This is a genomic window from Nonomuraea rosea, assembly GCF_039539705.1.
GTDB classification, from domain to species: Bacteria; Actinomycetota; Actinomycetes; order Streptosporangiales; family Streptosporangiaceae; genus Nonomuraea; species Nonomuraea rosea.
The window spans coordinates 51,274-73,365 of the sequence record NZ_BAABDQ010000051.1 but is presented as its reverse complement, the minus strand read 5'-3'; the positions used below and the strand labels follow the sequence as shown (position 1 = coordinate 73,365).

General features: G+C 69.3%; 22 protein-coding genes and 4 pseudogenes. 16 read left to right on the top strand and 10 right to left on the bottom strand.

What is annotated here, in order from left to right:
- Positions 1 to 28 precede the first annotated feature (28 nt).
- Entirely contained in the window at positions 29 to 430 is a 402-nt protein-coding gene (locus tag ABEA43_RS59250; protein WP_345576876.1) for a DUF6262 family protein, read from the top strand.
- 500 nt (positions 431 to 930) lie between these two features.
- Here the strand turns inward: ABEA43_RS59250 and ABEA43_RS59245 are convergent, their stop codons facing one another.
- Positions 931 to 2,538, bottom strand: coding sequence for an outer membrane protein assembly factor BamB family protein (locus tag ABEA43_RS59245; protein WP_345576822.1), 1,608 nt, complete (start codon positions 2,536 to 2,538; stop codon positions 931 to 933).
- A gap of 670 nt (positions 2,539 to 3,208) precedes the next feature.
- On the opposite strand from ABEA43_RS59245, the gene ABEA43_RS59240 reads away from it, so the two are divergent.
- On the top strand, positions 3,209 to 4,690 hold the full coding sequence (locus ABEA43_RS59240; RefSeq protein WP_345576820.1) for an NF041680 family putative transposase: 1,482 nt from the start codon (positions 3,209 to 3,211) through the stop codon (positions 4,688 to 4,690).
- A 108-nt stretch (positions 4,691 to 4,798) separates the two neighbouring features.
- On the opposite strand, the pseudogene ABEA43_RS68470 reads toward ABEA43_RS59240, so the two are convergent.
- A pseudogene (locus ABEA43_RS68470) lies at positions 4,799 to 5,140 on the bottom strand (transposase domain-containing protein); the annotation flags it as partial.
- Positions 5,141 to 5,393: 253 nt separating this feature from the next.
- Positions 5,394 to 6,572, bottom strand: a complete 1,179-nt coding sequence (locus tag ABEA43_RS59235; protein WP_345576818.1) for an ROK family protein — start codon at positions 6,570 to 6,572, stop codon at positions 5,394 to 5,396.
- 187 nt (positions 6,573 to 6,759) lie between these two features.
- On the opposite strand from ABEA43_RS59235, the gene ABEA43_RS59230 reads away from it, so the two are divergent.
- The 8 genes from ABEA43_RS59230 to ABEA43_RS59195 all read left to right on the top strand — a co-directional run bounded on the left by ABEA43_RS59230 (position 6,760) and on the right by ABEA43_RS59195 (position 13,005).
- Positions 6,760 to 7,827 carry a substrate-binding domain-containing protein gene (locus tag ABEA43_RS59230; RefSeq protein WP_345576816.1) on the top strand — a complete coding sequence of 356 codons (1,068 nt, stop codon included), beginning with the start codon at positions 6,760 to 6,762 and terminating at the stop codon, positions 7,825 to 7,827.
- A gap of 31 nt (positions 7,828 to 7,858) precedes the next feature.
- Positions 7,859 to 8,896, top strand: a complete 1,038-nt coding sequence (locus ABEA43_RS59225; protein WP_345576814.1) for an ABC transporter permease — start codon at positions 7,859 to 7,861, stop codon at positions 8,894 to 8,896.
- Positions 8,893 to 9,681 carry an ATP-binding cassette domain-containing protein gene (locus tag ABEA43_RS59220; protein ID WP_345576812.1) on the top strand — a complete coding sequence of 263 codons (789 nt, stop codon included), beginning with the start codon at positions 8,893 to 8,895 and terminating at the stop codon, positions 9,679 to 9,681. Before ABEA43_RS59225 ends, ABEA43_RS59220 begins: the two co-directional genes overlap by 4 nt.
- Positions 9,678 to 10,655, top strand: coding sequence for a nucleoside hydrolase (locus ABEA43_RS59215; RefSeq protein WP_345576810.1), 978 nt, complete (start codon positions 9,678 to 9,680; stop codon positions 10,653 to 10,655). The genes ABEA43_RS59220 and ABEA43_RS59215 overlap by 4 nt, the downstream gene beginning before the upstream one ends.
- Positions 10,656 to 10,686: 31 nt before the next feature.
- On the top strand, positions 10,687 to 11,568 hold the full coding sequence (locus tag ABEA43_RS59210; RefSeq protein WP_345576808.1) for a sugar phosphate isomerase/epimerase family protein: 882 nt from the start codon (positions 10,687 to 10,689) through the stop codon (positions 11,566 to 11,568).
- The gene (locus ABEA43_RS59205) at positions 11,565 to 12,224 is read left to right on the top strand and encodes a nucleoside/nucleotide kinase family protein (protein ID WP_345576806.1); all 660 of its coding nucleotides are present in this window, start codon (positions 11,565 to 11,567) and stop codon (positions 12,222 to 12,224) included. Before ABEA43_RS59210 ends, ABEA43_RS59205 begins: the two co-directional genes overlap by 4 nt.
- A gap of 84 nt (positions 12,225 to 12,308) precedes the next feature.
- Positions 12,309 to 12,434: a hypothetical protein gene (locus ABEA43_RS59200; protein ID WP_345576804.1), complete on the top strand. Its 126-nt coding sequence runs from the start codon at positions 12,309 to 12,311 to the stop codon at positions 12,432 to 12,434.
- A 268-nt stretch (positions 12,435 to 12,702) separates the two neighbouring features.
- Positions 12,703 to 13,005, top strand: a complete 303-nt coding sequence (locus ABEA43_RS59195) for a hypothetical protein (RefSeq protein WP_345576802.1) — start codon at positions 12,703 to 12,705, stop codon at positions 13,003 to 13,005.
- Here ABEA43_RS59195 and ABEA43_RS59190 read toward each other — a convergent pair.
- From ABEA43_RS59190 to ABEA43_RS59180, 3 genes are all read right to left on the bottom strand, one after another.
- Positions 12,974 to 13,201 carry a hypothetical protein gene (locus ABEA43_RS59190; protein WP_345576800.1) on the bottom strand — a complete coding sequence of 76 codons (228 nt, stop codon included), beginning with the start codon at positions 13,199 to 13,201 and terminating at the stop codon, positions 12,974 to 12,976. The genes ABEA43_RS59195 and ABEA43_RS59190 overlap by 32 nt on opposite strands.
- A 94-nt stretch (positions 13,202 to 13,295) precedes the next feature.
- Positions 13,296 to 13,781, bottom strand: a complete 486-nt coding sequence (locus tag ABEA43_RS59185; RefSeq protein ID WP_345576798.1) for a hypothetical protein — start codon at positions 13,779 to 13,781, stop codon at positions 13,296 to 13,298.
- 295 nt (positions 13,782 to 14,076) lie between these two features.
- Positions 14,077 to 15,345: a serine hydrolase domain-containing protein gene (locus tag ABEA43_RS59180; RefSeq protein ID WP_345576796.1), complete on the bottom strand. Its 1,269-nt coding sequence runs from the start codon at positions 15,343 to 15,345 to the stop codon at positions 14,077 to 14,079.
- 90 nt (positions 15,346 to 15,435) lie between these two features.
- On the opposite strand from ABEA43_RS59180, the gene ABEA43_RS59175 reads away from it, so the two are divergent.
- A complete protein-coding gene (locus ABEA43_RS59175) occupies positions 15,436 to 15,960 on the top strand; it encodes a PadR family transcriptional regulator (protein ID WP_345576794.1) in 525 nt (174 codons plus the stop codon).
- Between the two features lie 123 nt (positions 15,961 to 16,083).
- Positions 16,084 to 16,527, top strand: a complete 444-nt coding sequence (locus tag ABEA43_RS59170) for a YdeI/OmpD-associated family protein (protein ID WP_345576791.1) — start codon at positions 16,084 to 16,086, stop codon at positions 16,525 to 16,527.
- 320 nt (positions 16,528 to 16,847) lie between these two features.
- Here the strand turns inward: ABEA43_RS59170 and ABEA43_RS59165 are convergent.
- Positions 16,848 to 17,168: pseudogene (locus ABEA43_RS59165) on the bottom strand (STAS domain-containing protein); the annotation flags it as partial.
- Between the two features lie 481 nt (positions 17,169 to 17,649).
- Between ABEA43_RS59165 and ABEA43_RS59160 the strand changes: the two are divergent.
- The 3 genes and pseudogenes from ABEA43_RS59160 to ABEA43_RS59150 all read left to right on the top strand — a co-directional run.
- Positions 17,650 to 17,823: pseudogene (locus ABEA43_RS59160) on the top strand (PadR family transcriptional regulator); the annotation flags it as partial.
- Entirely contained in the window at positions 17,815 to 19,020 is a 1,206-nt protein-coding gene (locus tag ABEA43_RS59155) for a serine hydrolase domain-containing protein (protein ID WP_345576874.1), read from the top strand. The pseudogene ABEA43_RS59160 and the gene ABEA43_RS59155, both read left to right, overlap by 9 nt.
- 13 nt (positions 19,021 to 19,033) lie before the next feature.
- On the top strand, positions 19,034 to 19,591 hold the full coding sequence (locus tag ABEA43_RS59150) for a DUF1707 SHOCT-like domain-containing protein (RefSeq protein ID WP_345576789.1): 558 nt from the start codon (positions 19,034 to 19,036) through the stop codon (positions 19,589 to 19,591).
- 18 nt (positions 19,592 to 19,609) lie between these two features.
- On the opposite strand, the gene ABEA43_RS59145 is transcribed toward ABEA43_RS59150, so the two are convergent.
- Together ABEA43_RS59145 and ABEA43_RS59140 are read right to left on the bottom strand one after the other, a co-directional pair.
- Positions 19,610 to 19,906, bottom strand: coding sequence for a hypothetical protein (locus ABEA43_RS59145; protein WP_345576787.1), 297 nt, complete (start codon positions 19,904 to 19,906; stop codon positions 19,610 to 19,612).
- Between the two features lie 74 nt (positions 19,907 to 19,980).
- Positions 19,981 to 20,517: pseudogene (locus ABEA43_RS59140) on the bottom strand (hypothetical protein); the annotation flags it as partial.
- A 206-nt stretch (positions 20,518 to 20,723) separates the two neighbouring features.
- On the opposite strand from ABEA43_RS59140, the gene ABEA43_RS59135 reads away from it, so the two are divergent.
- The gene (locus ABEA43_RS59135; protein WP_345576785.1) at positions 20,724 to 20,990 is read left to right on the top strand and encodes a MerR family transcriptional regulator; all 267 of its coding nucleotides are present in this window, start codon (positions 20,724 to 20,726) and stop codon (positions 20,988 to 20,990) included.
- Between the two features lie 281 nt (positions 20,991 to 21,271).
- Here ABEA43_RS59135 and ABEA43_RS59130 read toward each other — a convergent pair whose 3' ends face one another.
- The gene (locus ABEA43_RS59130; protein ID WP_345576783.1) at positions 21,272 to 22,003 is read right to left on the bottom strand and encodes a GbsR/MarR family transcriptional regulator; all 732 of its coding nucleotides are present in this window, start codon (positions 22,001 to 22,003) and stop codon (positions 21,272 to 21,274) included.
- Positions 22,004 to 22,092: the final 89 nt, after the last annotated feature.

The window sequence follows — 22,092 nt, the reverse complement described above, 5'->3', positions numbered from 1 at the left end:
TGGACGTTGCCGTGTCGACCGCGCGTGAATTCGACCGAAGGTCCGGTCTCAGGCGTCGGCACCCCGCAACCGGCTCATTTCGACCTCGCTTTCGGCCAGACAGCGGCACGAACTCACCCGCTCCAAGGCCAGCCAGGCGCTGCGCGAGCTCGACCGCACCGGCGCCCCGGTCACCTTCCAGACCGTCGCCCAGCAGGCTTCGGTCTCCCGCTCCTGGCTCTACACCCAGCCCGACATCCGCGCCGAGATCGACCGGCTCGGCACCACAGCCCGGCTCGCCACAGAGCCATCCGTGCCGGCGCGTCAACGCAGCAGCGAGGCGTCCTGCAACGCCGCCTCGAAGCTGCCAACAGCCGCAACCATCAGCTCGCCGGGGAGAACTCCGGGCTCCGCCGACAACTCGCCGAAGCGCTCGGCCGCCTGCGACTGACCGATGCACGCGAGCCGGACAAGTCCGCTCCCGCACCGGCTCCCGCGAGCCGCTCTTCGGCAACGATCGGCCCCTGCTGACCGGCGCTTCTCAGACCGCCTGAGGCCTCGTTGCGGACACCGTCTCCAACGAGGCCGCCCAGGTCAGAGGCCCCGCAACGATCAGCGGCTCAAGATAACGAGGGACCTATGAAACGTCGCTATCCGCAGGAGGCATCCAGGGGAACGCAGTTTCATAGGTCGGTGCAAGAAGATAGCCGGGTGAAACACTTCCGGGGTGCGCGACGATGATCACCTCAGTGTGGAGGCCCACACCTGCCCGATGACCTTCTGCGCCGCCCCGCCGGCTCGCCCTGCCGCGGGGAATTGACCGAGCACGACAGCCTGTGACCGGACCTCGCACGCGGAGGCGGGCGTCAGGAAGCGGCGGAGGACCCGCAATGGAAACCATTTGGGTTCGAGGGAGGGGAGCGCCCGCCAGCGAGGTCGCGTGGTCACCGCCTAGGACGGGACCGTTGACCGAAGTTGCTTGACCACCGCCTGGACAGCTTCGGGAGGGCCGTCCACCTGCGCGATGACGCCGCCGACCCTGACCAGTGACCCGTCACGCTCATCGGCGTCCGGCGCCTGGCCTGGGGTTCCGTCGAGCACGGCGTCAGCGTCCTCCGGGCGCTTGGTGACCCACCTGATGACGACGGAGACCTCGCCGATGCCCTCGATGTTGTCCGCGTAGCAGGAGGACCTGGCGACCCTGGTGGAGCCGATCACCACTTCGCCCCAATCGCGCCGGCTGTCGGGCCGCCGTAGGCGCTTGCCCGGCACGGCAGCCACCAGTTTCGCGCAGTCGGGCCAGCTCCGGGGGTCCACACCGCTGAACTCCAGTGGCTCGGCCCCTGGGGTCGAGCTGTAGGCGATCAGCCTGTACCCGGATGTCTCTTCAGACGCCTTTTGTGATGGGCGGATGGCCACGATCAATCGTCCGTCCGCGGCACCTTCCCAGCGGATGTGTCCGTAACCTGGATTGGCGTGAATGGGCAGCGCCCTGGCTGATCCCGCCGCCGGATCGACGACCGTCACCCAGTGCGCCGGTTCGCCGCCTTGGCTGCCCGCCGGAGTCGGCCCGGTGCCGTACAGCCGGCGCCCGTCAGAGATGAGGTTCGACTGCGGTATCGGCAATGCCACGACATTCGCGGTGCCGGTGTGAACGTTGACGACGGCCATTCGCGTCTGCTCCGTCCCACTCCCGGTGAGCCAGGCAATGTGTTCTCCTGCGATGACCGGTTCGCAGTTGCGGCATTCGAGCGTCTGTTGTGCCTTGTCGCGGCTGAAGATTGTCGTCCTCCCGGAATTCGACGCAGAGATCACCGCGGCGCCTCGCGCCACCGAGATGACATCGGGATGACCGATCAAACCGTTGTCATGGCTCCAGAGCACATCGCCGCTGGCGGGGTCGAGGCCGAGAAAGCCACTCGTGACGAAGCTCCCCCCACACCTTTCCTCCAGCACGATGACGCTGCCGTCGGTCGCGTCCGGGAAGGGCGCGATCGAGTCGCAGTCCTTGCCGACGTCCGGATCCCCATCCCACAACTCCTCGCCGGTGCGCAAGTCGATCCCGGCAAGTACGGGGGTGGCGGGGGAATGACTCTCGCGGACCAGGACACTTCCATGAACGAAGAAGTCGGTGAAGGGCTCGACCTTCTTCTCCCAGAGCAGGCGTCCCGTTGCCGAATCCAGCGCGACGAGCCTCTCCTCCTCGCCTTCCGTACTGAGCAGCGCCACACCCGCTGTCAGCCTCGACCAATGGACCTTCCGCCCAGGTTCCCGGTAGTGCCACACGCTCTGCCCGGTGGTGGCGTCGAACCCCTGCACCCCGTCTCCGGTGAACAGCACGAGGCTGCCACCCTCCACCTCGAAGTTCGCACGCTCCCCCTCGACCGTCACCTGCCAGTCCGCGTTGAGCAGCCCAGGGGCAGGCCCGTGACCGCTGACGGCGGTACGCGTCACCTTGCCGACCACATGATCCGTTTCCACCTTCTTCGGTGGATCCTCCTGCGCGCACGCCCCGGCCATCAGCATCACGGCCACTACGAGGGCAAAGATCCGCTTCATGGCGGCGGACGATATCCATCTGGGGTATATCTCGGGTATATCGGGCCAGGAAGGCGTCAATCACCGCCATCCACTCGGCCACAGGCGGCGAACGGACGCGCGCACGGCGGGCAGGTGTCCCCGCCGATCACCCTGAAGAGCGCCGTTGTGGCGCCACCCTGCGGGGTTCTACCGGCAGGGGCACCCGGGTGAGAGCTGCCGGGTCTGCACCGCTCACTCTGGCAGACGCGCGCAGTGAGGCGAGCTCCTCAGTGATCAGCTATTCGAGCCGGAAACCCGAGCCCACGCCGATCGCCACCTTCCGCGAAAGCCAAGCAGACCATAAGGGACAAGCCCGGCCCCGGTACTGCCCTGCCAGCCCTTTGACACACCTATCGGGCCGGTGACGTGTGGCAAGCCGCCGAGAACGACGTGACCAGCGCCAGAGTCGACGGCCCAGGATCTCCATGCCGCTCTCAGGCCCCCGCGCCCCTCCCGCGGACCGCACCCGCGTCCTGATCACTTAGTCTAAGCTTGTCGTTTAACCCTTGACCTTCGCATATGCCGTGAACAGGCATGTCGGTGACTCGGTTCCCTGTAGCGGACTGTGTCCGCTCGGGTGCGATTCGGCGCTGTACGACGGGCGGCCACCGTCTCATCGTCGAGTTGAACCGACATCGAGGAAGAGGCGATGGCCGTGGAACCCATCCTGACGCATATGACCGCAGGCGTCCCAGCCCCGTCGCGGGAAGGCTCGCGTATCGAGGCACTGGCTGAGCTGTCGAAGTTTCGCCAGGAATTCCACGCCTGCCTAACCTCCCGGCGGGATGAGCTGTTTGAGATGGTCGAGGCGGTTTTGTGCGCCGACGGCCCGGTCCGCACACTGGTCGGGCTGGCGCTGACGCCCGAGCACCGCCGTGGCCACGGCGCCCTGTACGGCGCGATCAATCACGGCCGCATCGAGATCGCCCGGCTGCGGCGGGCGCTGGCCACAGTGCCGCTGCCTCGTGCGGCGGGCGAGCGGATCGTGCTGGCCGCCGATGTCACCCCCTGGCTGCGCCCGGATGCGCCGACCAGCCCGGAACGGCTGTTCTGCCATACCTATGGCCGCCGTAAGGGCGACCACCAGATGATCCACGGCTGGCCGTACTCGATCATCGCCGCGCTGGAAACCGGCCGCACCTCCTGGACCACGGTGCTGGACGCGATCCGGCTGCGCCCCGACGACGATGAGGCAGCCGTCACCGCCGCACAGGTTCGCGACCTGGTCGCCCGCCTGATCGAGGCGGACCAGTGGCGGCAGGGCGACCCCGACATTCTGCTCGTGCTCGACACCGCCCGCCTGGCCTTCCTGCTGGATGATCTGCCGGTGGAGGTGCTGGGCCGGCTGCGCTGCGATCGGGTGCTGAGCCGGAGGGCACCCTCACGCCATGAGCACGCGCTGGCTCATCCCGGCGGTGGCCGCCCGCCCAAGCACGGCGGCGTGTTCCGGATGAAGGATGCCGCTACCTGGGGCGAACCATCCCATGTCACGACTACCGTCACCAGCAGGTACGGCACGGCGGTTGCTTCCTGCTGGGACTGGCTGCACCATCGGCTGACCCGGCGCGCCGCCTGGCTCGACCACGAGGACGACCTGCCCGTCATCGCCGGAACCTTGATCCGCCTTCAGGTCGAGTACCTGCCCGGCGAGCGCGACCCCAAGCCGGTGTGGCTGTGGAGCTCGGCCACCGCCATCACGGCGGCCCACCTGGACCGGCTGTGGCAGGCGTTCCTCCGCAGATTCGATCTTGAGCATACGTTCCGGATGTGGAAGCAGACCCTAGGCTGGACCGCGCCCAAGCTCCGTGACCCATACGCCGCCGACCGCTGGACCTGGCTGATCATTGTTGCCTACATCCAACTTGGCCTGGCCCGCGTCCTGGCTCCCGACCTGCGCCGCCCTTGGGAACGACCAACCCCGCCCGAGCGGCTGACCCCCGCCCGCGTCCGCAGAGGGTTTCGGCACCTGCGCCCGCGACTGCCTTTACCGGCTGGCGCGCCGAAACCCATCCGGCCCGGCCCAGGACGGCCTTTCGGCTCCAAGAACCGGGCTCGCGCCCGCCATCACGACGTCGGCAAGACCACCAAACGTGCCGAAACCCTCACTGAACACCGCAGTCGCAAGGGTTAAACGACAAGCTAAGACGAACCCGTCGATCGCCATCACTCGCTGGCCGTGCAGCCACGCGCCTGGCGTCGACTCGGTCGCCGCAGGCCGGGCGACCTGCTGGAACACGTCCTTGACCGGCCCAGGTCCCAGGCGCTGGCGGGCTTGGGTGATCGCCCCGCGGGTCGGCGCCTGCCAGCGCGCTCCTGGCACCAGCGCCAGCATGCCTGTCAGTTTCTCGGCGACTTCCTCGTAGTCGTCGTCCGGGTAGAGGCACAACGCGATGAGCAGATAGATGACCACATGCGCGGGGAGTTTGCGAACGCGACGCTTCCGGCATCCGTGCGTGGCGATGGCCGCGTCCAGGCCTGGCGAGGGATCAGCGATGTCAGCGCGCCAACCGCGATCAGATCCGTCAACCGTCCCGAACCGCCTGTGCCACCGGGCAAGATCATCGGGCGAGGCTACCAGCAAGATCGCTATCTAAACGGCATTGGCGGGGCGCAGCACGGATGGGCAGCGAAGCCTCTATGGTCACGGCCAACGCGAACTGACGATAACCGAACACATCAGGTTTCGCTGATGTGGAGCTGTTCGTGGCCCTATAGGCGATCCGTCACCACTCTCGCCTGCCCGGCACAGGACCGGCCCGCGCTCCGGGGCGCGGGCCACGGCACCTGCTGGTCGGCTACGACGGGATGGAACCCGGCCTGAGGCGCCCGGCGTGTCACGCCTTGGACCGGATCAAATCGTCGATCCGGTCCGGTGCGAAGACGGTGTCGATGACCAGCCGGGTCAGGCCGTGCACGCCGGCCCGGTCGCCCAGCTCGCTCGGCACGATGCTCAAGTTGCGGGTGGCCAGCGGCAGCGAGCGGCCGTAGACGGACTCGCGGACGCCGGCGAACAGCACGTCGTCGATCGCGGCGAGCTGCCCGCCGATGACGACCTTGCGCGGGTTGAGGATGTTGACGATGTCGCCGATCGCGGTGCCGACGATGCCGGCGGCCCGCTTCACGATGCGGATGGTGTCGGGGTTGCCGGCGTGGGCCTCGCGTACGACGTCGTGCACCGACTCCAGGCGGTGCCCGAGCTCGCGCAGGTCACGGACCATGGCCCAGCCGCCCGCGTACGCCTCTACGCAGCCGGTGTTGCCGCACCGGCACACGGGCGGATCGGTCCCGACGGCCGCCCCCAGCGGGATGTGCCCGACGTCCCCGGCGGCGCCGTCGGAGCCCCGGTAGATGCGCCCGTCCACGATGAGGCCGGTGCCGATGCCGGTGCCGATCTTGACAAAGACGATGTTGGGCGTGCCGGGATGGGTGAGCCGGTGCTCGCCGAAGGCCATCGCGTTGACGTCCTTGTCGACCACGACGGGGCAGTCGTAGGCCGCGCCGAAGACGGACACGATGTCGAAGTCGTGCCAGCCGGTCATGATCGGCGGGTTGACCACGCGCCGGCTGCCCGCGTCCACCGGGCCGGGCACGCTGAGGCCGATGCCGAGCACCTCGTCGCGGGTGTGGCCGGTGGCCGCGAGCAACTCGCCGAACTGGCCGGTGACTCGCTTGAGCACCGTCACGGGGCCGTCGGTGATGTCGATGGCGACATGTCGCTCGGCCAGGATGCCGGCCACGGCGTCGGCGAGCGCGACCCGCATGCCGGTCGCGCCGGTGTCGGCGATCAGCACGACGCCGCGTTCCCGGTTCACGTCGAAGCGGTCGGCGGGCCGGCCGCCCGTGCGCGCGTCCTGCGAGGACGGGACGAGCAGCGAGTGGGCGAGCAGCGCCTCGATCCGTTGGTTGACGGCGGTGCGCGACAGCCCGGCCAGCCGGGCCACCTCGGTCTTGGTGAGCCCGGCCGGGTGAGCCCTGAACAGCGCGAACACCCCGCCTGGACTGTCCTTCGACACCCGCCCGCCTCCCCTGTCCGTCGGTACGGATTGTAGATCTACCCAGCGATACTAGCGTTATGTCCGAAAAGTTAATAAGTTATGACACATTCGGGCGTAAGGGTGTTACCCTGGCCGAATTCGGCGCCGCAGCCAACATCGGGGCCGCAGCTCGACCAGAGGAGTTCGGATGGGTCGGACATCACGAATGGGTCGCCGCCGTCTGGCCGCGACGGCCACGGCAGGCCTCGTCACGGCCGTGCTGGCGCTCGGAGGATGCGGGAGCGATTCCGGCTCCGGTACGGGCGGCGGCGATCCCACGTACATCACGCTCATCACCAAGGATCCGGACAACCACTTCTGGACCTCGATGGCAGAGGGCGCAAAAGCGGCCGCCAAGAGCGCGAACGCGGAGATCACCGTGGCGGCGGGACGCGACCAGAGCGACGCCGACGGCCAGATCCGCGCGATCGAGGACGCGATCTCGCGCGGCGACGACGCGATCCTGATCGCGAACAACGGGCCGGCCGTCAACGACGCCATCAAGCGCGCCCGCGACGCCGGCCTCTACGTGCTCGCGCTGGACACGCCGACCGACCCGGTCAACCTGGTCGACGGCACCTTCGCCTCGGACAACTTCGAGGCCGGCGAGCTGATCGGCAAGTGGGCCGCCGGCGCGCTGGAGGGCAAGAAGGCCACTGTCGCCTTGCTCGACCTCTTCGCCGACAAGGTCGTGAGCGTCGACTACCAGCGGGACCAGGGCTTCCTGTCCGGCCTCGGGGTGGACGTCAAGGACACCAAGAAGAACGGCGACGAGGCCAAGACCGGCAAGTACTCCGGCGGCGACTACCAGATCGTCTGCAACCAGGCCACGAACGGCGCCGAGGACGGCGGCCGCTCGGCCATGGAGAACTGCCTGTCGCTCGACAAGAACATCAACGTCGTGTTCGCCGCCAACGAGACCTCCGGAGTGGGCGCGGCGCAGGCGCTGAAGGCCGCCGGCAACACCGAGGCCCTGGTCGTCTCGATCGACGGCAGCTGCCGCGGCGTCAAGGCCGTCACCGACGGCGAGTTCGGCGCGGTCGCGCAGCAGTACCCCAGCGAGATGGGCCGGTTCGGCGTGGAGGCCGTCGTCAAGCACCTGGCCGACGGGGCGAACCCGACGCCGTCACAGGGCCAGGACTTCGTCAACACCGGAGTGCGGCTCGTCACCGACCGGCAGGTCGCCGGCATCGCCGGCATCAGCTCGGCCGAAGGCGCAAAGACGTGCTGGTAGGCCCGGAGAGCACGGCCACGAGGAGGACGGCGTGACCACCACCGACAGCTCAGGAATGACCGCCGCCGAGGCGTTCAGACAGCGGCCGCTCACCCCGCTGCAGCGGCTCCAGCGGATCCTGCACCGGCATCCGCAGATCAGCCCCCTGGTGGTGCTGCTCGCCGCCGTGATCGTGTTCGGCCTGCTCAACGGGCGGTTCCTGGAGCCGTCGAACATCTCGCTGATCCTTCAGCAGGTGGCGATCATCGGTGCGCTCGGCATCGGGCAGACCCTGATCATCCTGACCGCCGGCATCGACCTGTCCGTCGGCGCCGCGATGCTGCTCGTCGCGATGGTCATGGGCAGCCTGGCGGGACAGGCCGGGCTGCCGGGCATTCTGGCCTTCCTCGTCGGCATGCTCTGCGGCGCCCTGACCGGCCTGCTCAACGGCTGGCTGGTCGCGACGGTGAAACTGCCGCCGTTCATCGTCACGCTCGGCACCCTCAACCTCTTCACCGCGCTCGGGCTGCTCATGAGCGGCGGCAGGTCCATCCCGGGCGACCAGCTCGGGCCGCTGCTGACGTGGACGTCCACCTCGTTCGCCGTCGGCCCGTTCAACCTGACCGCCGGCGTGGTGCTGGTCGTGCTCATGTACCTCGGGATGGGCTACGCGCTCTCCCAGACGGCCTGGGGCCGGCACGTGTACGCCGTCGGCGACGACGCGGCCGCCGCCCGGCTGGCCGGCATCCGGACCAGACGCGTGCTGCTCAGCGTGTACGCCGTGGCCGGCGTCATCTTCGCCCTGAGCGCGTGGGTGCTCATCGGCCGGGTCGGCGCGGCGACGACGAACTCGGCCGTGGACGCCAACCTCGACTCGATCACCGCCGTGGTCATCGGCGGCACCAGCCTGTTCGGCGGGCGCGGCCGGCTGCTGGGCACGTTCATCGGAGCCCTGATCGTCGGCGTGTTCCGCAACGGCCTGGCGCTGGCCCGGGTGGACGTGCTCTACCAGACCCTCGCGATCGGCCTGCTGATCATCGCGGCCGTGACGCTCGACCAGTGGATCAGGCGGACGGGAGCGCAGCGATGACGGACCGGACCCCTGTGCTCTCGGCGCGCGGGCTGATCAAGACCTACGGCGCGGTCGTCGCCCTCGACGGCGTGGACCTCGACCTCTACGCCGGCGAGGTGCTGGCGGTGATCGGCGACAACGGCGCCGGCAAGTCCACCCTGATCAAGTGCCTGACCGGCGCGGAGATCCCCGACCTGGGCACGCTCACCGTAGACGGCACGCAGGTGCGTTTCCGTAAGCCGCAGGACGCCCGCGACGCCGGCATCGAGACCGTCTATCAGACCCTCTCGCTCGCCCCGGCGCTGGACATCTCCGCCAACCTCTTCCTCGGCCGCGAGCGCCGGCGCCCCGGCGTGCTCGGCAGCGTCTTCCGCATGCTGGACAAGAGCGGCATGCGTGAGGAGGCCACGGCCAAGGTCGACGACCTCGGCATCCGTACGATCCAGGACATCACCCAGGTCGTCGAAACGCTCTCCGGCGGGCAGCGGCAGGCCGTCGCGGTGGCTCGCGCGGTCGCCTTCGGCAGCAAGGTGGTCGTCCTCGACGAGCCCACGGCGGCACTCGGCGTCCGGGAGTCCGAGCAGGTGCTCGGGGTCATCAGGGAGCTGCGGGAGCGCGGCATGGGCGTCATCCTCATCAGCCACAACATGCCGCACGTGTTCGAGGTCGCGGACCGCATCCACGTCCAGCGCCTGGGCCGCCGGGCCGCGGTCATCACGCCGCGCGACCACACCATGTCCGAGGCCGTGGCGATCATGACGGGCGCGGCGACCGTGGACGGCACGAAGGAGGGACAGGCATGACCGGTCCACACAAGATCATCCTGGACACCGATCCAGGCGTCGGCATCCCCGGCACGGACGCCGACGACCCGCTGGCGCTGCTGCTCGCCCTCGCCGATCCGCGCCTGGAGCTGCTGGCCGTGACCACCGTGTTCGGCAACTGCCCGCCCGAGCTCGGCGCGCGCGGCGCCGCCGCCGTGCTGGCCGCGGCCGACCGGACCGACGTGCCGGTGGCCGTCGGCATGGGCACGCGGCTGGGCGGCGGGCTGCCGGACGCCCTGGTCGAGGCGTACCGGGGAGCCCGCGGCGAGCCCGGCTCCATCGACCTGCCCGACCTCGCCGACGCGGCAGTGCCGCAGCACGCGGTCGACCTCATCATCGACACCGTACGCGCCCATCCCGGGCAGGTGACGGTCGTCGCCATCGGCCCCCAGACGAACCTGGCGATGGCGCTGCTCAAAGAGCCGTCATTGGCGGCGGACCTGCGCTCCGTGGTCTTCATGGGCGGCGCGCTCGGCATGGAGCCCCGCTACGGGCGGGGCAACATCACCCCCGTGGCCGAGTGCAACATCTGGTTCGACCCGCAGGCCGCCGACATCGTCTTCCGCTCCGGCGTCGACCTCACCATGGTCGGCCTCGACGTGACGAACCCGGCCACCGGCCTCGTCCTCGGCGACGCCGCCATCCGCGGCATCGACCGCGGCAGGTCCAGGGCCGCCGCCATGCTCGCCGACGTCTGCGCCACCTACCTGGACGCGCCGATGTTCGACTGGGCCGACGGCTGCGTGCTCTACGACCCGCTCGCCGTGGCGGTCGCGGCGGACCCTGACGTCGCGACGTTCACCGAGATGAGCGTCGGCGTGGAGACGCGCGGCACGCTCACCGCCGGGCAGACGGTCCCGCTGCGCGACGACCACCCCAACATGCGCGTATGCGTCGGCGTCGACGGCCCCCAGGTCGTCGACGGCATCCTGCGCTCCATCCTTACGCTGTGACGCGGCCCCGCCGCCCGACCCGAGGAGAATCGTGACGTCCTCCGCCCTGCCCAACCCGCTCGGCATCCACGCCCTGGTGTGGGCCGGTGACACCTCCAGGGAGTCCGTCGACCTCGCGGTGCGCGGCACCGCGGAGGCGGGCTTCGACCTGCTGGAGCTCTCCCTGCACGACCTGGACAACCTCGACCTCGGCCATGCCCGGGACGCCCTGGCCGCCGCCGGGATTCAGGTGGCCTGCTCGCGCGGGCTGGCGTTCGACGCCGACGTCTCCAGCGACGACGCCGAGGTCGTCGCCAGGGGCGAGCGGTTGCTCGCGGCCTCCCTCGACGCGACGGTGGCGCTGGGCGGCGGCATCTTCACCGGCGCGCTCTACAGCGCCCTCGGCAAGTACGGGCGCCCGGTCACAGCCCGGGGCCGGGCGAACGCGGTGACGGTGATCCGCGGGCTGGCGAGACAGGCCGCCGCACAGGGTGTCAACCTGGGCCTGGAGGTGTGCAACCGCTATGAGACGAACGTGGTGAACACCGCGCGTGAAGCGCTGCGGCTGGCCGACGACATCGGCGAGGACAACGTCCTCGTCCACCTCGACACCTACCACATGAACATCGAGGAGGACGATCTGATCAGGCCGGTGCTGGAGGTGGGGGAGCGGCTCGGATACGTGCACGTCGGCGAGAACCATCGCGGCTTCCTCGGCTCCGGGCACCTGAACCTCACCGGCTTCTTCCACGCCCTCGCCGACATCGGCTACCAGGGGCCGGTGACGTTCGAGTCGTTCTCCTCGGCGGTGGTCGCCCCCGGGCTCTCCAACGACCTCGCCATCTGGCGCGACCTGTGGACGGACGGGGCCGCCCTGGCCGGCCATGCCCGCCGATACCTGGAGACCGCGCTCGCCGTCAGCGGCGCACGGTGACCGGCGAGGGCCTGGTCGAGCGGGTAAGCGGGCTCGCCTCGGGCGGCGACCGCGTCGTGCTGGGCATCGCGGGCTGCCCCGGTGCGGGCAAGTCGACCCTGGCCGATCGGCTGGTCGCCCGCCTCACCGCGGCCGGGCTGCCGGCGGTGTGGGTGCCGATGGACGGCTTCCACCTGGCCGATGTCGAGCTCGAACGGCTCGGGCGGCGGGGCCGCAAGGGCGCCGCCGACACCTTCGACGCTCACGGGTACCTCGCGCTGCTGCGCCGCATCCGTGCCGAGACCACGAACGTCGTCTACGCCCCGTCCTTCGACCGCGAGATCGAGCAGCCGATCGCCGGCGCCATCCCGGTCCCGCCGGAGGCGCGGGTCGTCGTCAGCGAGGGCAACTACCTGCTCATGGAGGACGATCCGTGGCGGCGGGTGCGGGCGGCCATGACCGAGGTCTGGTACGCCGACCTCGACGACCGCGTCCGCCTGGACCGCCTCGTCAAGCGGCACGTGCGTTTCGGCAAGGCGCCCGACGAGGCCGTCCGGTGGGTGGCGGAGGTGGACGAGCCCAACGCCGTCGCCATCCGAGCCACCTGCCGGTACGCCGACCTGGTGGTCGACCCCGACACAATGGTGTCCCGCTCGGAAACTCGGTTTCATGTGTGAGCTGGGGTTTTGCTGCATGATCAGGGCGGCTGCTGCGACCATCGCGGCGTGTTGTTGTCGCTTGTCTGCCGGTCGGTGAGGTGCTTGTTCGGCCTGCTGACGGTGCTGGTCCGCGCTGATCTGTCGAAGGACGTTGAGCTGCTGGTGCTGCGTCAAGAGAACCAGGTGCTCCGCCGTCAGCTCGGTGGCCGGCCGCGGTGGGGGCGCTGACAGAAGGCGCCCGGGACGGCCATGCACCCGCCGGCCGGTCAAGGCGCTGATCATTCGAATGGCGCAGAAGAACCCGACCTGGGGGCACAGAAGAATCCAGGGCGAGTTGGCGCGTCTGGGCCATGCGATCGCGGCCTCCAGGTGTGGGAGATCATGCACGCGGCGGGTATCGCTCCGGCGCCCCGCCGGGCCGGGCCGACTGCACCTGGCCTGAGTGACCGCGCACCCGACCGGGGCGTGGACGGTGTAGCAGGCCCGTAGCCTGGCGATGGACCTGGGGGAGCGCACCGCCGGGCTGCGGTTCGTGATCCACGATCGGGATCCGCTCTTCACCTCCGCCTTCAGGGAGATCTTCGAAGCCGAAGGGCTGCGGATCATCACAACGCTGCCCCAGAGACCGAGGATGAACGCCATCTGCGAGCGCGTCATCGGCACCCTGCGCCGCGAACTCCTGGACCGGATCCTGATCCTCAATGAACGGCACCTGACCGTCGTGCTCCACGTGTACCTGAGGCTGAAGGAACCCGGCCGAAGCGCCTTCATACGATCGTCTGAGCGGTCGCCGCCATGACGGCGAACGCCCGGTCCATGCCGCTCTGGCCCGCCCCGGTCCGCGACGCCTTCTTCACCCAGTCCGGCCGGTGGAACGTGCGCGGCTTCTTCCTGCGGTGATCGGCGGCCAGGACGCCGATCTCCTCACCGAGCTGGGCGAGAAGCTCGTCCTTGCGGTCCCGCGAGTCGGCCCGCTGGTCGGGCGTCTGATGCACGAGCGCGTCGTGGGGGAGCCGGTTGACGAGCGCTAGGAAACGGCGGACTCCGAGGAAGCCGGGCTGGCCAGGGGCTCGCCAGAGTCCACGGAGGTCAACATGGGGGTAGCGCTGGGCGAAGTCTGCGTCGATGTCGTCCCATCGCTGGAGGTGGCGGAGGGCTTCGGGGATTCCCCCAGGCGGATCCCGTAGATGCCGAGCAGGCTCTTGCCGAGGCGATCACGTCCGGCACCGACGGGTGCGCCGCGATGAACGCTTCGTAGCCCTGGTCGCCCATGAGGCGGCGGCCGATCTTCTTGACGGCTTCCAGGACCTCGTCGGGAAGTTTCTTGCTCATCACCAGCAGGTCGATGACGGTGTCCAGGACGGACACGGTGGCGGCATCGGCGTCCTGGCCTTTGAACGCGTCGATCGCGGTGCGGAAGATGAGCGCGATGTCCACGTCAATCTCCGTCAGCGGCTCCAGCGCGTCCAGCGGCAGCTCCGGCGGCAGCGTGCAGCTGATCTGGCCGCGAAACCGCAGCGGGAAGGGGTCGCCGGCAGCGGTGCGTTCGGCGCGGGCGGCATCCAGGTCGAGCATCCCCGTGAGCTCCTCGAATTGCAGGCGGGAAGGTGGCATGTGCCGCTGGGAGGTAGAGATCGCCTGGGCTTACGTCGCATCACCGCCTGGCCGCCTCCTGCGGAGCCGCCGGACATGCGTCGCCCGCGGGCGATGGGTTACGGGCCGGCTCACGTCTATGGGAAGCATCGCGTTCCTGGAGAGAGGCACAAACGGCGAGGAGGGTCGCCTTCCTGGCCGTTCAGTTGGCGGCGAGCGTTGTTACCGTTGTCCAGCCTTGCTGGAGGACGGCATGGCCCCTGGCAGGTGGCGAGGATCAGGCGGTGGGGTGGGCGGTGACGTCGTGGCCCGCCCAGTTCAGTGCGACCTCGCCGGACGCGAGGAAGTCCAGCTCGACCTCGCCCTTCATCCTGGCGAAGAAACGAGTTTCGGACATGGGTCGCAGTTCGGTCTTGGTCAGCCCGTGCACCTCTACCATCAGCCGGTGGTCCTCGCGCGTGACGTCCATCGTGGAGGTGCGCCCCATGTGCCGCATCGTGTAACGGCCGGTGTACCGGTCGAGGACGGCCGGGTCGAGGGTGACGAAGGCCCGGCGGCTGGGCAGCTCGTACGCCTCGCCGCGGGCGATCGCCGTGAGGGCGGTCTCGATCTCGGTGAACGCGGCGTTCTCGATATTGGCCAGCACGGTAACGAAAAGGTCGTCGCGACGGTGGTGTGCCGAGATGCTGACGAAGCCGATGGTGCCGCCGGAGCTCTCGACGCGGTCGCCGCGTACCGCACAGCCGTAGCCGTAGCCGATCCCGTCGGCCATGGCGTGCGGCTTGGTGAGGTCCGCCAGCGAATCGGGGCGTAGCAGGCGGGGCAGGCCGCGGTTCCAGCGGTGCAGGTCTTCGGCTGTCGAGTGCAGGGCCCCAGCGGCGTCTTGGTTGGAGTTGTGCAGGTACGGGGTGCGGGTGAGCCGGCCGTCGCCGGCCTTGTAGCCGATGGCGTGTCCTTCGGCAGGAGGGTCGTCGGTCAGGCCGGTGTGCTCCATGGCGAGCGGGGCGAAGATGTGCTTGCGGATGTACTCGCCGTAGGTGAGGCTGGACGCCCGCTCGATCACCTCGCCGAGCAGGATCCATCCCGAGTTGCTGTAGCTCATCCGCGCGCCCGGTTCGAACAGCAGGGGCTGGTCCTTGAAGCCGGCGATGAGCGCCGCTCTGGTGCGTGGCGTTCCCATGATGCGGGTGAAGTCCTCGGTGGTGACGTAGTCGGGGATGCCGGAGGTGTTGGTCAGCAGGTGGTGCAGCGTGATCGCGTCGCCGTGCGGGTAACCGGGCAGATGGTGGCCGATCGGGTCGGCGATACGGAGCTTGCCCTGCTCCTGCAGGAGCAGGATCGCGATCGCGGTGAAGGTCTTGGTCTGGGAGCCGATCCTGAACGCCGTGCGCGGCGTGTTGGGCACGGCACGCTCGTGGTCGGCGTTGCCGTAGCCCTTGGCGAAGACCTGCCGGTTCCCGCGGGCGACGAGCACCGCGCCGCTGAATCTGCCCAGCCGTGTGTACGCGCGAACGAGCGCGTCCATACGCCGTGAGAGGAAGAACATGCTTATCCTCCACTTTGAATAATTTAGTTTGACTATCAGAGCATGGGTGACTGATATGGTCAAGCTTGACTATCGCGGAGAGGGGTTCGAGTGTCGTCGACCCGGATGCTCGTCCTGGGGCTGCTCGATGAGGGGCCGCGCCACGGATACGAGATCAACCAGCTCGTCACGACCGGGGCGCTGGAGCAGTGGACCGATGTGAAACCGGGGTCGGTCTATCACGCCCTGGCCAAGCTGGAGGCCGAGGGGCTGGCCGAGACGCATGCGGAGGAGCGGACCGGCGATCGGCTGCGCCGTGTGTACGCGATCACGCCCGAGGGCCGGCGCACACTACGCGCCCTGCTGCGCAAGGCGCTGTCCGCACCTCCGCACTCCACCAGGTCCGACTTCGCGCTGGCGCTGCGCTGGCATGCGTTGCTGGATTCGGGCGAGGCGCGGGAGCTGGTGACGGCGTCCGCCCGGGCGCTGGAGGGTCTGCGCGCGGGGATCACCGCGGGGCGAGAGGCGAAGGCGGGGCTGTCGCCACTGGCCGATGCGCTGTTCGACAACGCCGAGGCGCATCTGGCCGCTGACACGAAACTCCTTGAGGACATTCAGCGCCTGCTGGACCGGTGACACAAACACCCGTTAATCGTGTGCCGGCGCTTCACCCCTCGCGGGAGGCGAAGTCCCTGGTCAGCGCAGAACGTTTCCATCGTCACCCGTCTGATCAGCGAGGGCCGGATGCATCCGGCCGGAATGACCGAGGTCGAACGCGCCAAGGCCGACGGCCGCTGGGAGGCGGCCTACGCGGGACAAGCCGGCATCGAGGTACCAGCCGACCTGGCCGCCGCATTGGCCGCGAAACCCCAGGCACAAGCGATGTTCGACATCCTCACCTCCCAAAACCGCTACGCCGTTCTCTATCGGATCGCGAACGCCAAACGCGCCGAGACCCGAGCCCGCCGGATCACCCAGTTCGTTGACATGCTCGCCCGCGGCGAGGCGATCCACCCACAAAAGCGCGCCCTCGGCCCGACCCGGACACCGCGGCCGCTGGTCGGCCGGGTGGTTGGTAGAGGACCCGGGCGTGGCCGCCGTACCGGAGAGCACCGGCAACGCCGGAGCATCTCCGATCACAAGCAAGGCGCTGTGGGCCCGGGTCGCGAGCGCGGGCCTGTGCCAGCGTCCATCAAACGGTGATTTCGGGACGGTCGCTCGAGCAACTTCAGGGCAGGCCAGGTGTCCTGTCTCGCCGATCTCGGCCCGTTCTCAATCAATCCCGCCCGAACGGGGGAAGGTGGCTCGGCGGGAGGCGTCCACCAAGGTCAGGGTCTCGGCTCGTCTCATCGAACATTGCCCGCATAGCGCCTCCGGCCAGGCTGAGTGAGAAGACGATGTATCTCGATCAATCGGGCCCGCTCTGGTCAAGGGCTCGGAACAGGCCACCTTCAATGAGAACGGACACCAGGCCCAAACCGGGGGGTTGACCGGGACGGCCGGCGGTTGAGCGGGCTCGGGGCTCAGGCGGGCTCTGGCTCACTGGGAGGTTGCTCGGCCGCCGGCCTCGGCGTTGGTTGGGTGACCTGGGTGGTGGCCTCTTCGACCGAGGCCTCGATCTGGAAGGCGGTACGCAGGCCGGTGATGGTCAAGATGCGCTCCAACCGGGGCGGCAGGGCCGACAGGACCAGAGTGCTGTGCTGTTCCCGGCTCTGGCGCAGCAGCACCAGCACGCCGACGCCCATCGAGTCGCAGAACGTCAGCCCGCTCAGGTCCACCACCAGCCCGGCCGGCTGCGTCGTCGCCCAGGCGTCTTTGACCAGCTGGTGCAGAAACCCGGCAGAGGCGTAATCGAGCTAGCCGACGACGCGGGCGACGATGAAGTCCTCGTGCAGGCCGATCGTGACGGTGAAGCGTTTGGCGAAGTCGCCCGGCTCGTCCATGCCCGCCATCATCCTCGGCACCGTCGGGGCGGGGTGGACCCACCCAGTCGCGGGAGTTGAACAAGGGCTCGATCCTGACCAGCAGCGCGTAGATCGTGCTTTCGGTGATGTCGGAGAAGCCCTGATCCAGCAGCCAGGCCGTGATCTCGTAGCCGTATGCGGGCCGGCCGGACAAGATCGCCAGGACGATGCCCTCCAGCGTGCCCTTGAGCATCTCGTGATCTGCCTATGGGACGCCTTCCCCCTATTGCTACTCGGTGTTGCTGACTACTGGTATCTAGCATCACCGAATAGCTGCCAGCTTCGATCTCCGAGCACCTCATGGCGTCCACCATCGCCGACCGCCCTGGCACCGGACCGTCGCCGTGCTGACCTGACGGAGATGCTGAAGGGCACGCTTGAGAGCTGCGTGCTGGAAATCATCGGCAGCGAGGAGACCTACGGATACGCCATCACGCGCCGGCTGAACGAACTCGGCTTCGCCGACGTCGTCGAAGGCACGGTCTACACCATCCTGCTGCGGCTGGAGAAGAACGGGCTCGTCCAGGTGACGAAAGGCTGGGGAGAACTCGCCGACGCGTTTCGCGTGAACTTCGAGGACTCCGGCGAGGTGGGCGCGGCGTGCTGCGTCTACGTGGGCGGCCGCCCCGTCGCCAATCTGTGGGGCGGCCTGGCCGATCGCGAGGCGAACCGGCCGTGGAGCGAAGACACGATCGTCCATGTCGCCTCCACCACCAAAGGCGCCACCGCGATCTGCGCCCACATGCTGGCACAGCGCGGTGAGCTGGATCTGGACGCCCCGGTGGCCAGGTACTGGCCTGAGTTCGCCGCCCACGGCAAGGACCAGATCACAGTGCGCTGGCTGCTGTCACACCAGGCCGGTCTCCCGCTCGTCGACGGACCGCTGACGTTCGAGCAGGCGTGCGCGTGGCACCCGGTCATCCGCGCGATCGAGGCGCAGAAGCCGCTGTGGCAGCCGGGCACCCAGCACGTCTACCACGCCGTCACCTACGGCTTTCTGGTCGGCGAGGTCGTGCGCCGGATCACCGGCAAGTCACTCGGCACCTTCTTCGCCGAAGAGGTGGCCGCCCCGCTCGGGCTCAGCGCCTGGATCGGGCTGCCCGAGGAACACGAGAAGCGGGTGTCCAAGCTCCACTTCGCCGCTCCGTTCAGCGTGGAGGAGCTGCTCGCCGGGATGATCGCGGCCACCGGGCTCGATGCGGACACCGTCACCGCCTGGGTCGAATCCATGTGGAGCCCAGGCTCGCTCCAGATGCGCGCCGCTGAGCTCGGCGGCGCGTTGGACAACACGTCCGGGGAGTACATGTTGTCGCGTGCCTGGCGCGCGTCGGAGTTCCCGGCCGCGAACATGATCGCGGACGCGCACTCGCTGGCGCGGATGTACGCCGCCACGGTCAGCGACGTCGACGGGATCCGGCTGCTCGATCCGCCAACGGTCGAGCGGATGACGGCCGTCCAGACCGACAAGACGCGGATGTACGGCCTGCCGCCGGGCCTGGACATCCCCGCCGACCGCTCCTTCAACATGTCCCTGGGATTCTGGCGACCAGGCCCCATGACGCCGATGGTCGGGCCGGGATCGTTCGGCCACCCGGGCTCCGGCGGATCGATCGCCCTCGGCGACCCCGATACCGGTGTCGGCTTCTGCTATGTCACCAACCTCTGGAACTTCCGGCCCGACGACCCGCGGGCCTCGAACCTGGGCAAGGCTGTCCGATCCTGCCTTGGCTGAGGCAGGAGGCCTGATGCCGACCGATCCGTCCAGTTCACCCGCGCTGCGCGCGTCCGACGCGGAACGCGATCAGACCATCGCAGTGCTGCACGACGCCGTCGCCGACGGCCGGCTCGACCCGGCCGAGTTCGACGAGCGGGTCGGCGCGGCGCTGACCTCTCGCACCGTTGATGCGCTGAGCTCGCTCGTCACCGACCTGATCGGCGCGCCCACCGAGCTGCTCACCATCAAGGAGCGGCACGGTTCGGTGCGCCGTGACGGCCCGTGGAGGCTGCCGCACCGGCTTGCGCTGCGCACCGCGTGGTGTGAGGTGATGCTGGACCTGACCCGCGCCGTGCGCAGCGGGCCCGAGCTGGTCATCGAGATGCGGGTGAGCGGCGGCATCGTGGAGTTGATCCTCGTGCCCGGCGTGGTGGTAGACGCCAACGACCTGTCAGTACGGCACGGCGCCCTGGACATCCGCAGCGACGCTGGCGATGACACGCCCGAGACGCTGCGCATCCACCTGGCGGGCCGGATGCGGCACGGCAGCATCGTCATCCGACGGCAGGCCCCACCGGCGACCCGCTGATCCAGGGCGGCCGCGGGCCTACTCCTGAGCGCTCAGCGCGGCGCGTACGCCGGGTTCGACGCAAGCGCGGAAGGCGGCGTCGAGCTGCGCGGGCGTGGTGGTGGTCTCGCCGTCCGCCCAGGAGCGCAGCAGCGCCACGAATGCCCCCACCACGCCGACCACCAGCAGGTCGAGCGAGGCCGAAGCGCGCCCGCCTGCATCCAGCAGCTCCTTCCTGACCACAGCGGACAGCAGCCGCTCGCCGCGCGCGTACACCAGGCCGCCGCCGCCCCAGCAGCGCCCGTATGAGCTGCCACCGCTCGTGCACGTGCTCAAGCACCGGCAGGCTGAAGGCGAACACCTCGCTCGCCCTCCCGGCCGGCGATGAGGGGAAACGCAACAGCGGCCGCTCACCGGGGGTTGGCCTCCAGGGGGGAATCGGCTGGCGAGGCTGGATCGTCTGCAGTCACGAGCCCCCGTCGTCCTTGTTCCGCTGTTCCGTCGGAAAAGAAGATCGCGCTGATCACATGCGGTCGCCGCCTCGGTGCGGGCCCGTTCCCCGCCCGGGCTGTGAGCACCTCCAGCAACTCACCCGCGACCTCCTCCATCTCCTCGGGGCTGAGCCACAACGTCCCCTGCCGATACCCCAGCCGATCCGCGGCAGGGTCGGCTCCCGGCCGATCGAGATAGGCGTTGAACTCGGCGAGCAGCGCCGCCATGGCCACCGCGAACCCGTGACGGTGGTCTTCGTTCGACATGGCCTGGGCCGTGTCGAGGTCGACGTGAAGGGCGTCGTGCCGGAGGCGATAGTGGCGCTCGATCATCCCGCGCACCCGCTGCTCGCCGGCGACTTCCAGCAGTCCGGCGTTGGCGAGCATGCCGACGTGCCGGTACAGGGTGGTCTTGGGCACATCGGGCAGGCTCTCGCACAGGTCGGACGTGGTCGGGGTGCGCCCACCCCGTCACGTCCGACCTTCTGCCGTCAACCCTTGACTTTCAACCTTCGACTTCAGCCTGCGCCGGGCAGTTCGTCGTCCTGGATCAACGTCGCTCGGCTGCCGAGGGTGACACGCTCGCCCGCGGCAGGATCACGGATGAGGCCGAACGCACGGCCGAAGATCGGTTCGACGATGAGGACTACCCCGCCTACAGCATGGGCGCGGCCGCCGAGATGCTCGGCGTCACCGCCACGTTCCTGCGGGCTCTGGGCGCCGCCCATCTGATCGAGCCGAAACGCTCAGGCGGCGGTCACCGCCGCTACTCCCGCTACCAGCTGCGCCTGGCCGCGCGCGCCCGGGAACTGGTCGACCAGGGCACCGGCGTGGAAGCCGCCTGCCGCATCATCATCCTGGAAGACCAGCTCGCCGAGGCGCTGCGCATCAACGCCGCCTACGAACGCGAGCGCGCGGCCAGGGCCTGACACCGGCGGCCTGGTCTTCCACCGCGCTGACCAGGCCACACCGCGCACCCCGGGCTCGCGAGCCTACGGGGGAGTCGGCTTCGCCGACCGGCTGCGGCAATGCCGCTGACCGGGGCGAAGTGGCCGGCACGCCCGTGGAGCCCCTTGGCCTCGTGGACAACAAAACCGTGCCCCGAGGGCTGCACGCCGACGCGTTTGACCTCCTAGCCCGACTGTTTCAGCTTGGGCCAGGCCCTACACGGGGTTTTCAAGCGGGACGGACCTGTGCCTCACGCGCTGCCTTACCCACGCTCGCTCGTCTGCGGGGTGGCATAGGCCTGGCGCCAGTGCTCGGCCGAGCGGACCAGGTCCTCACCGACGCGGTTGAGGAACTGGCTCATGCTCGCCAGCCGGACGCCGGCCGGGGTGGTGGGGCCGAGGGTGCGTGCGCTTTGCCGGGCGGTGTCGGCGAGCAGAGCGTTGGCGCGGGCACTGGCGACCATGGCCTGGTACCAGACGTCGTCGTCGATGACGTACCGCTCGGCCCGGCGCCGGGGGTCGCGTTCGCGCCGGATGAGCTCTTGGGCTTCGAGGTAGCCGACGGCTTTGGAGACCGAGGCGGGGCTGACCTGCAGGCGCTGGACGAGCTCGGCGGAGGTGAGGCTGCCGCTGTCGGTGGTGTACAAGGTGGCCAGCACTTTGGCCATCATCTGCGGGATCCCTGCCTGCATCAGTAGGTCGGTGAGCTGGTCAGCCACCTCGCGCACGGTTTTCAGGTCGCGCCCGTGGGCGTCGGCATCGCCGCGCGCGCTCGCCGGGAGGGTGGTGGTCCTGCGACGGGGGACGCGCCGGGCGGCGGCGCGCAGGGCTTGGTCGGCGCGATAGGCGCCGGGGCCGCCATTGCGCATCACCTCGCGCGTGACGGTCGAGGTGGGCCGCTTCAGGCGGCGGGCGATCTCGGCGTAGGTGAGACCGTCGGCCAGCCCGTCGGCGATCTGACGGCGGTCCTGCTGGGTGAGCCTGTCTCCGGGCACGGCGTCCGCCTCCTGCTCGCTCGACCGCGCGCGTGCGGCTGAGTGGATCTCGTTTTGACGGACAGTGTGCATCCGACGGCAACGACATG

What these genes read in the sequence shown, in the direction of transcription:
- ABEA43_RS59170 (WP_345576791.1), top strand. Translation starts at nt 16,084, where the DNA reads ATGACCGAGGTCGAACGCGCCAAGGCCGACGGCCGCTGGGAGGCGGCC.
- ABEA43_RS59135 (WP_345576785.1), top strand. Translation starts at nt 20,724, where the DNA reads ATGGGCGCGGCCGCCGAGATGCTCGGCGTCACCGCCACGTTCCTGCGG.
- ABEA43_RS59180 (WP_345576796.1), bottom strand. Translation starts at nt 15,345, where the DNA reads ATGTTCTTCCTCTCACGGCGTATGGACGCGCTCGTTCGCGCGTACACA.
- ABEA43_RS59220 (WP_345576812.1), top strand. Translation starts at nt 8,893, where the DNA reads ATGACGGACCGGACCCCTGTGCTCTCGGCGCGCGGGCTGATCAAGACC.
- ABEA43_RS59185 (WP_345576798.1), bottom strand. Translation starts at nt 13,781, where the DNA reads ATGCTCGACCTGGATGCCGCCCGCGCCGAACGCACCGCTGCCGGCGAC.
- ABEA43_RS59150 (WP_345576789.1), top strand. Translation starts at nt 19,034, where the DNA reads ATGCCGACCGATCCGTCCAGTTCACCCGCGCTGCGCGCGTCCGACGCG.
- ABEA43_RS59230 (WP_345576816.1), top strand. Translation starts at nt 6,760, where the DNA reads ATGGGTCGCCGCCGTCTGGCCGCGACGGCCACGGCAGGCCTCGTCACG.
- ABEA43_RS59245 (WP_345576822.1), bottom strand. Translation starts at nt 2,538, where the DNA reads ATGAAGCGGATCTTTGCCCTCGTAGTGGCCGTGATGCTGATGGCCGGG.
- ABEA43_RS59195 (WP_345576802.1), top strand. Translation starts at nt 12,703, where the DNA reads ATGGACCTGGGGGAGCGCACCGCCGGGCTGCGGTTCGTGATCCACGAT.
- ABEA43_RS59240 (WP_345576820.1), top strand. Translation starts at nt 3,209, where the DNA reads ATGGCCGTGGAACCCATCCTGACGCATATGACCGCAGGCGTCCCAGCC.
- ABEA43_RS59215 (WP_345576810.1), top strand. Translation starts at nt 9,678, where the DNA reads ATGACCGGTCCACACAAGATCATCCTGGACACCGATCCAGGCGTCGGC.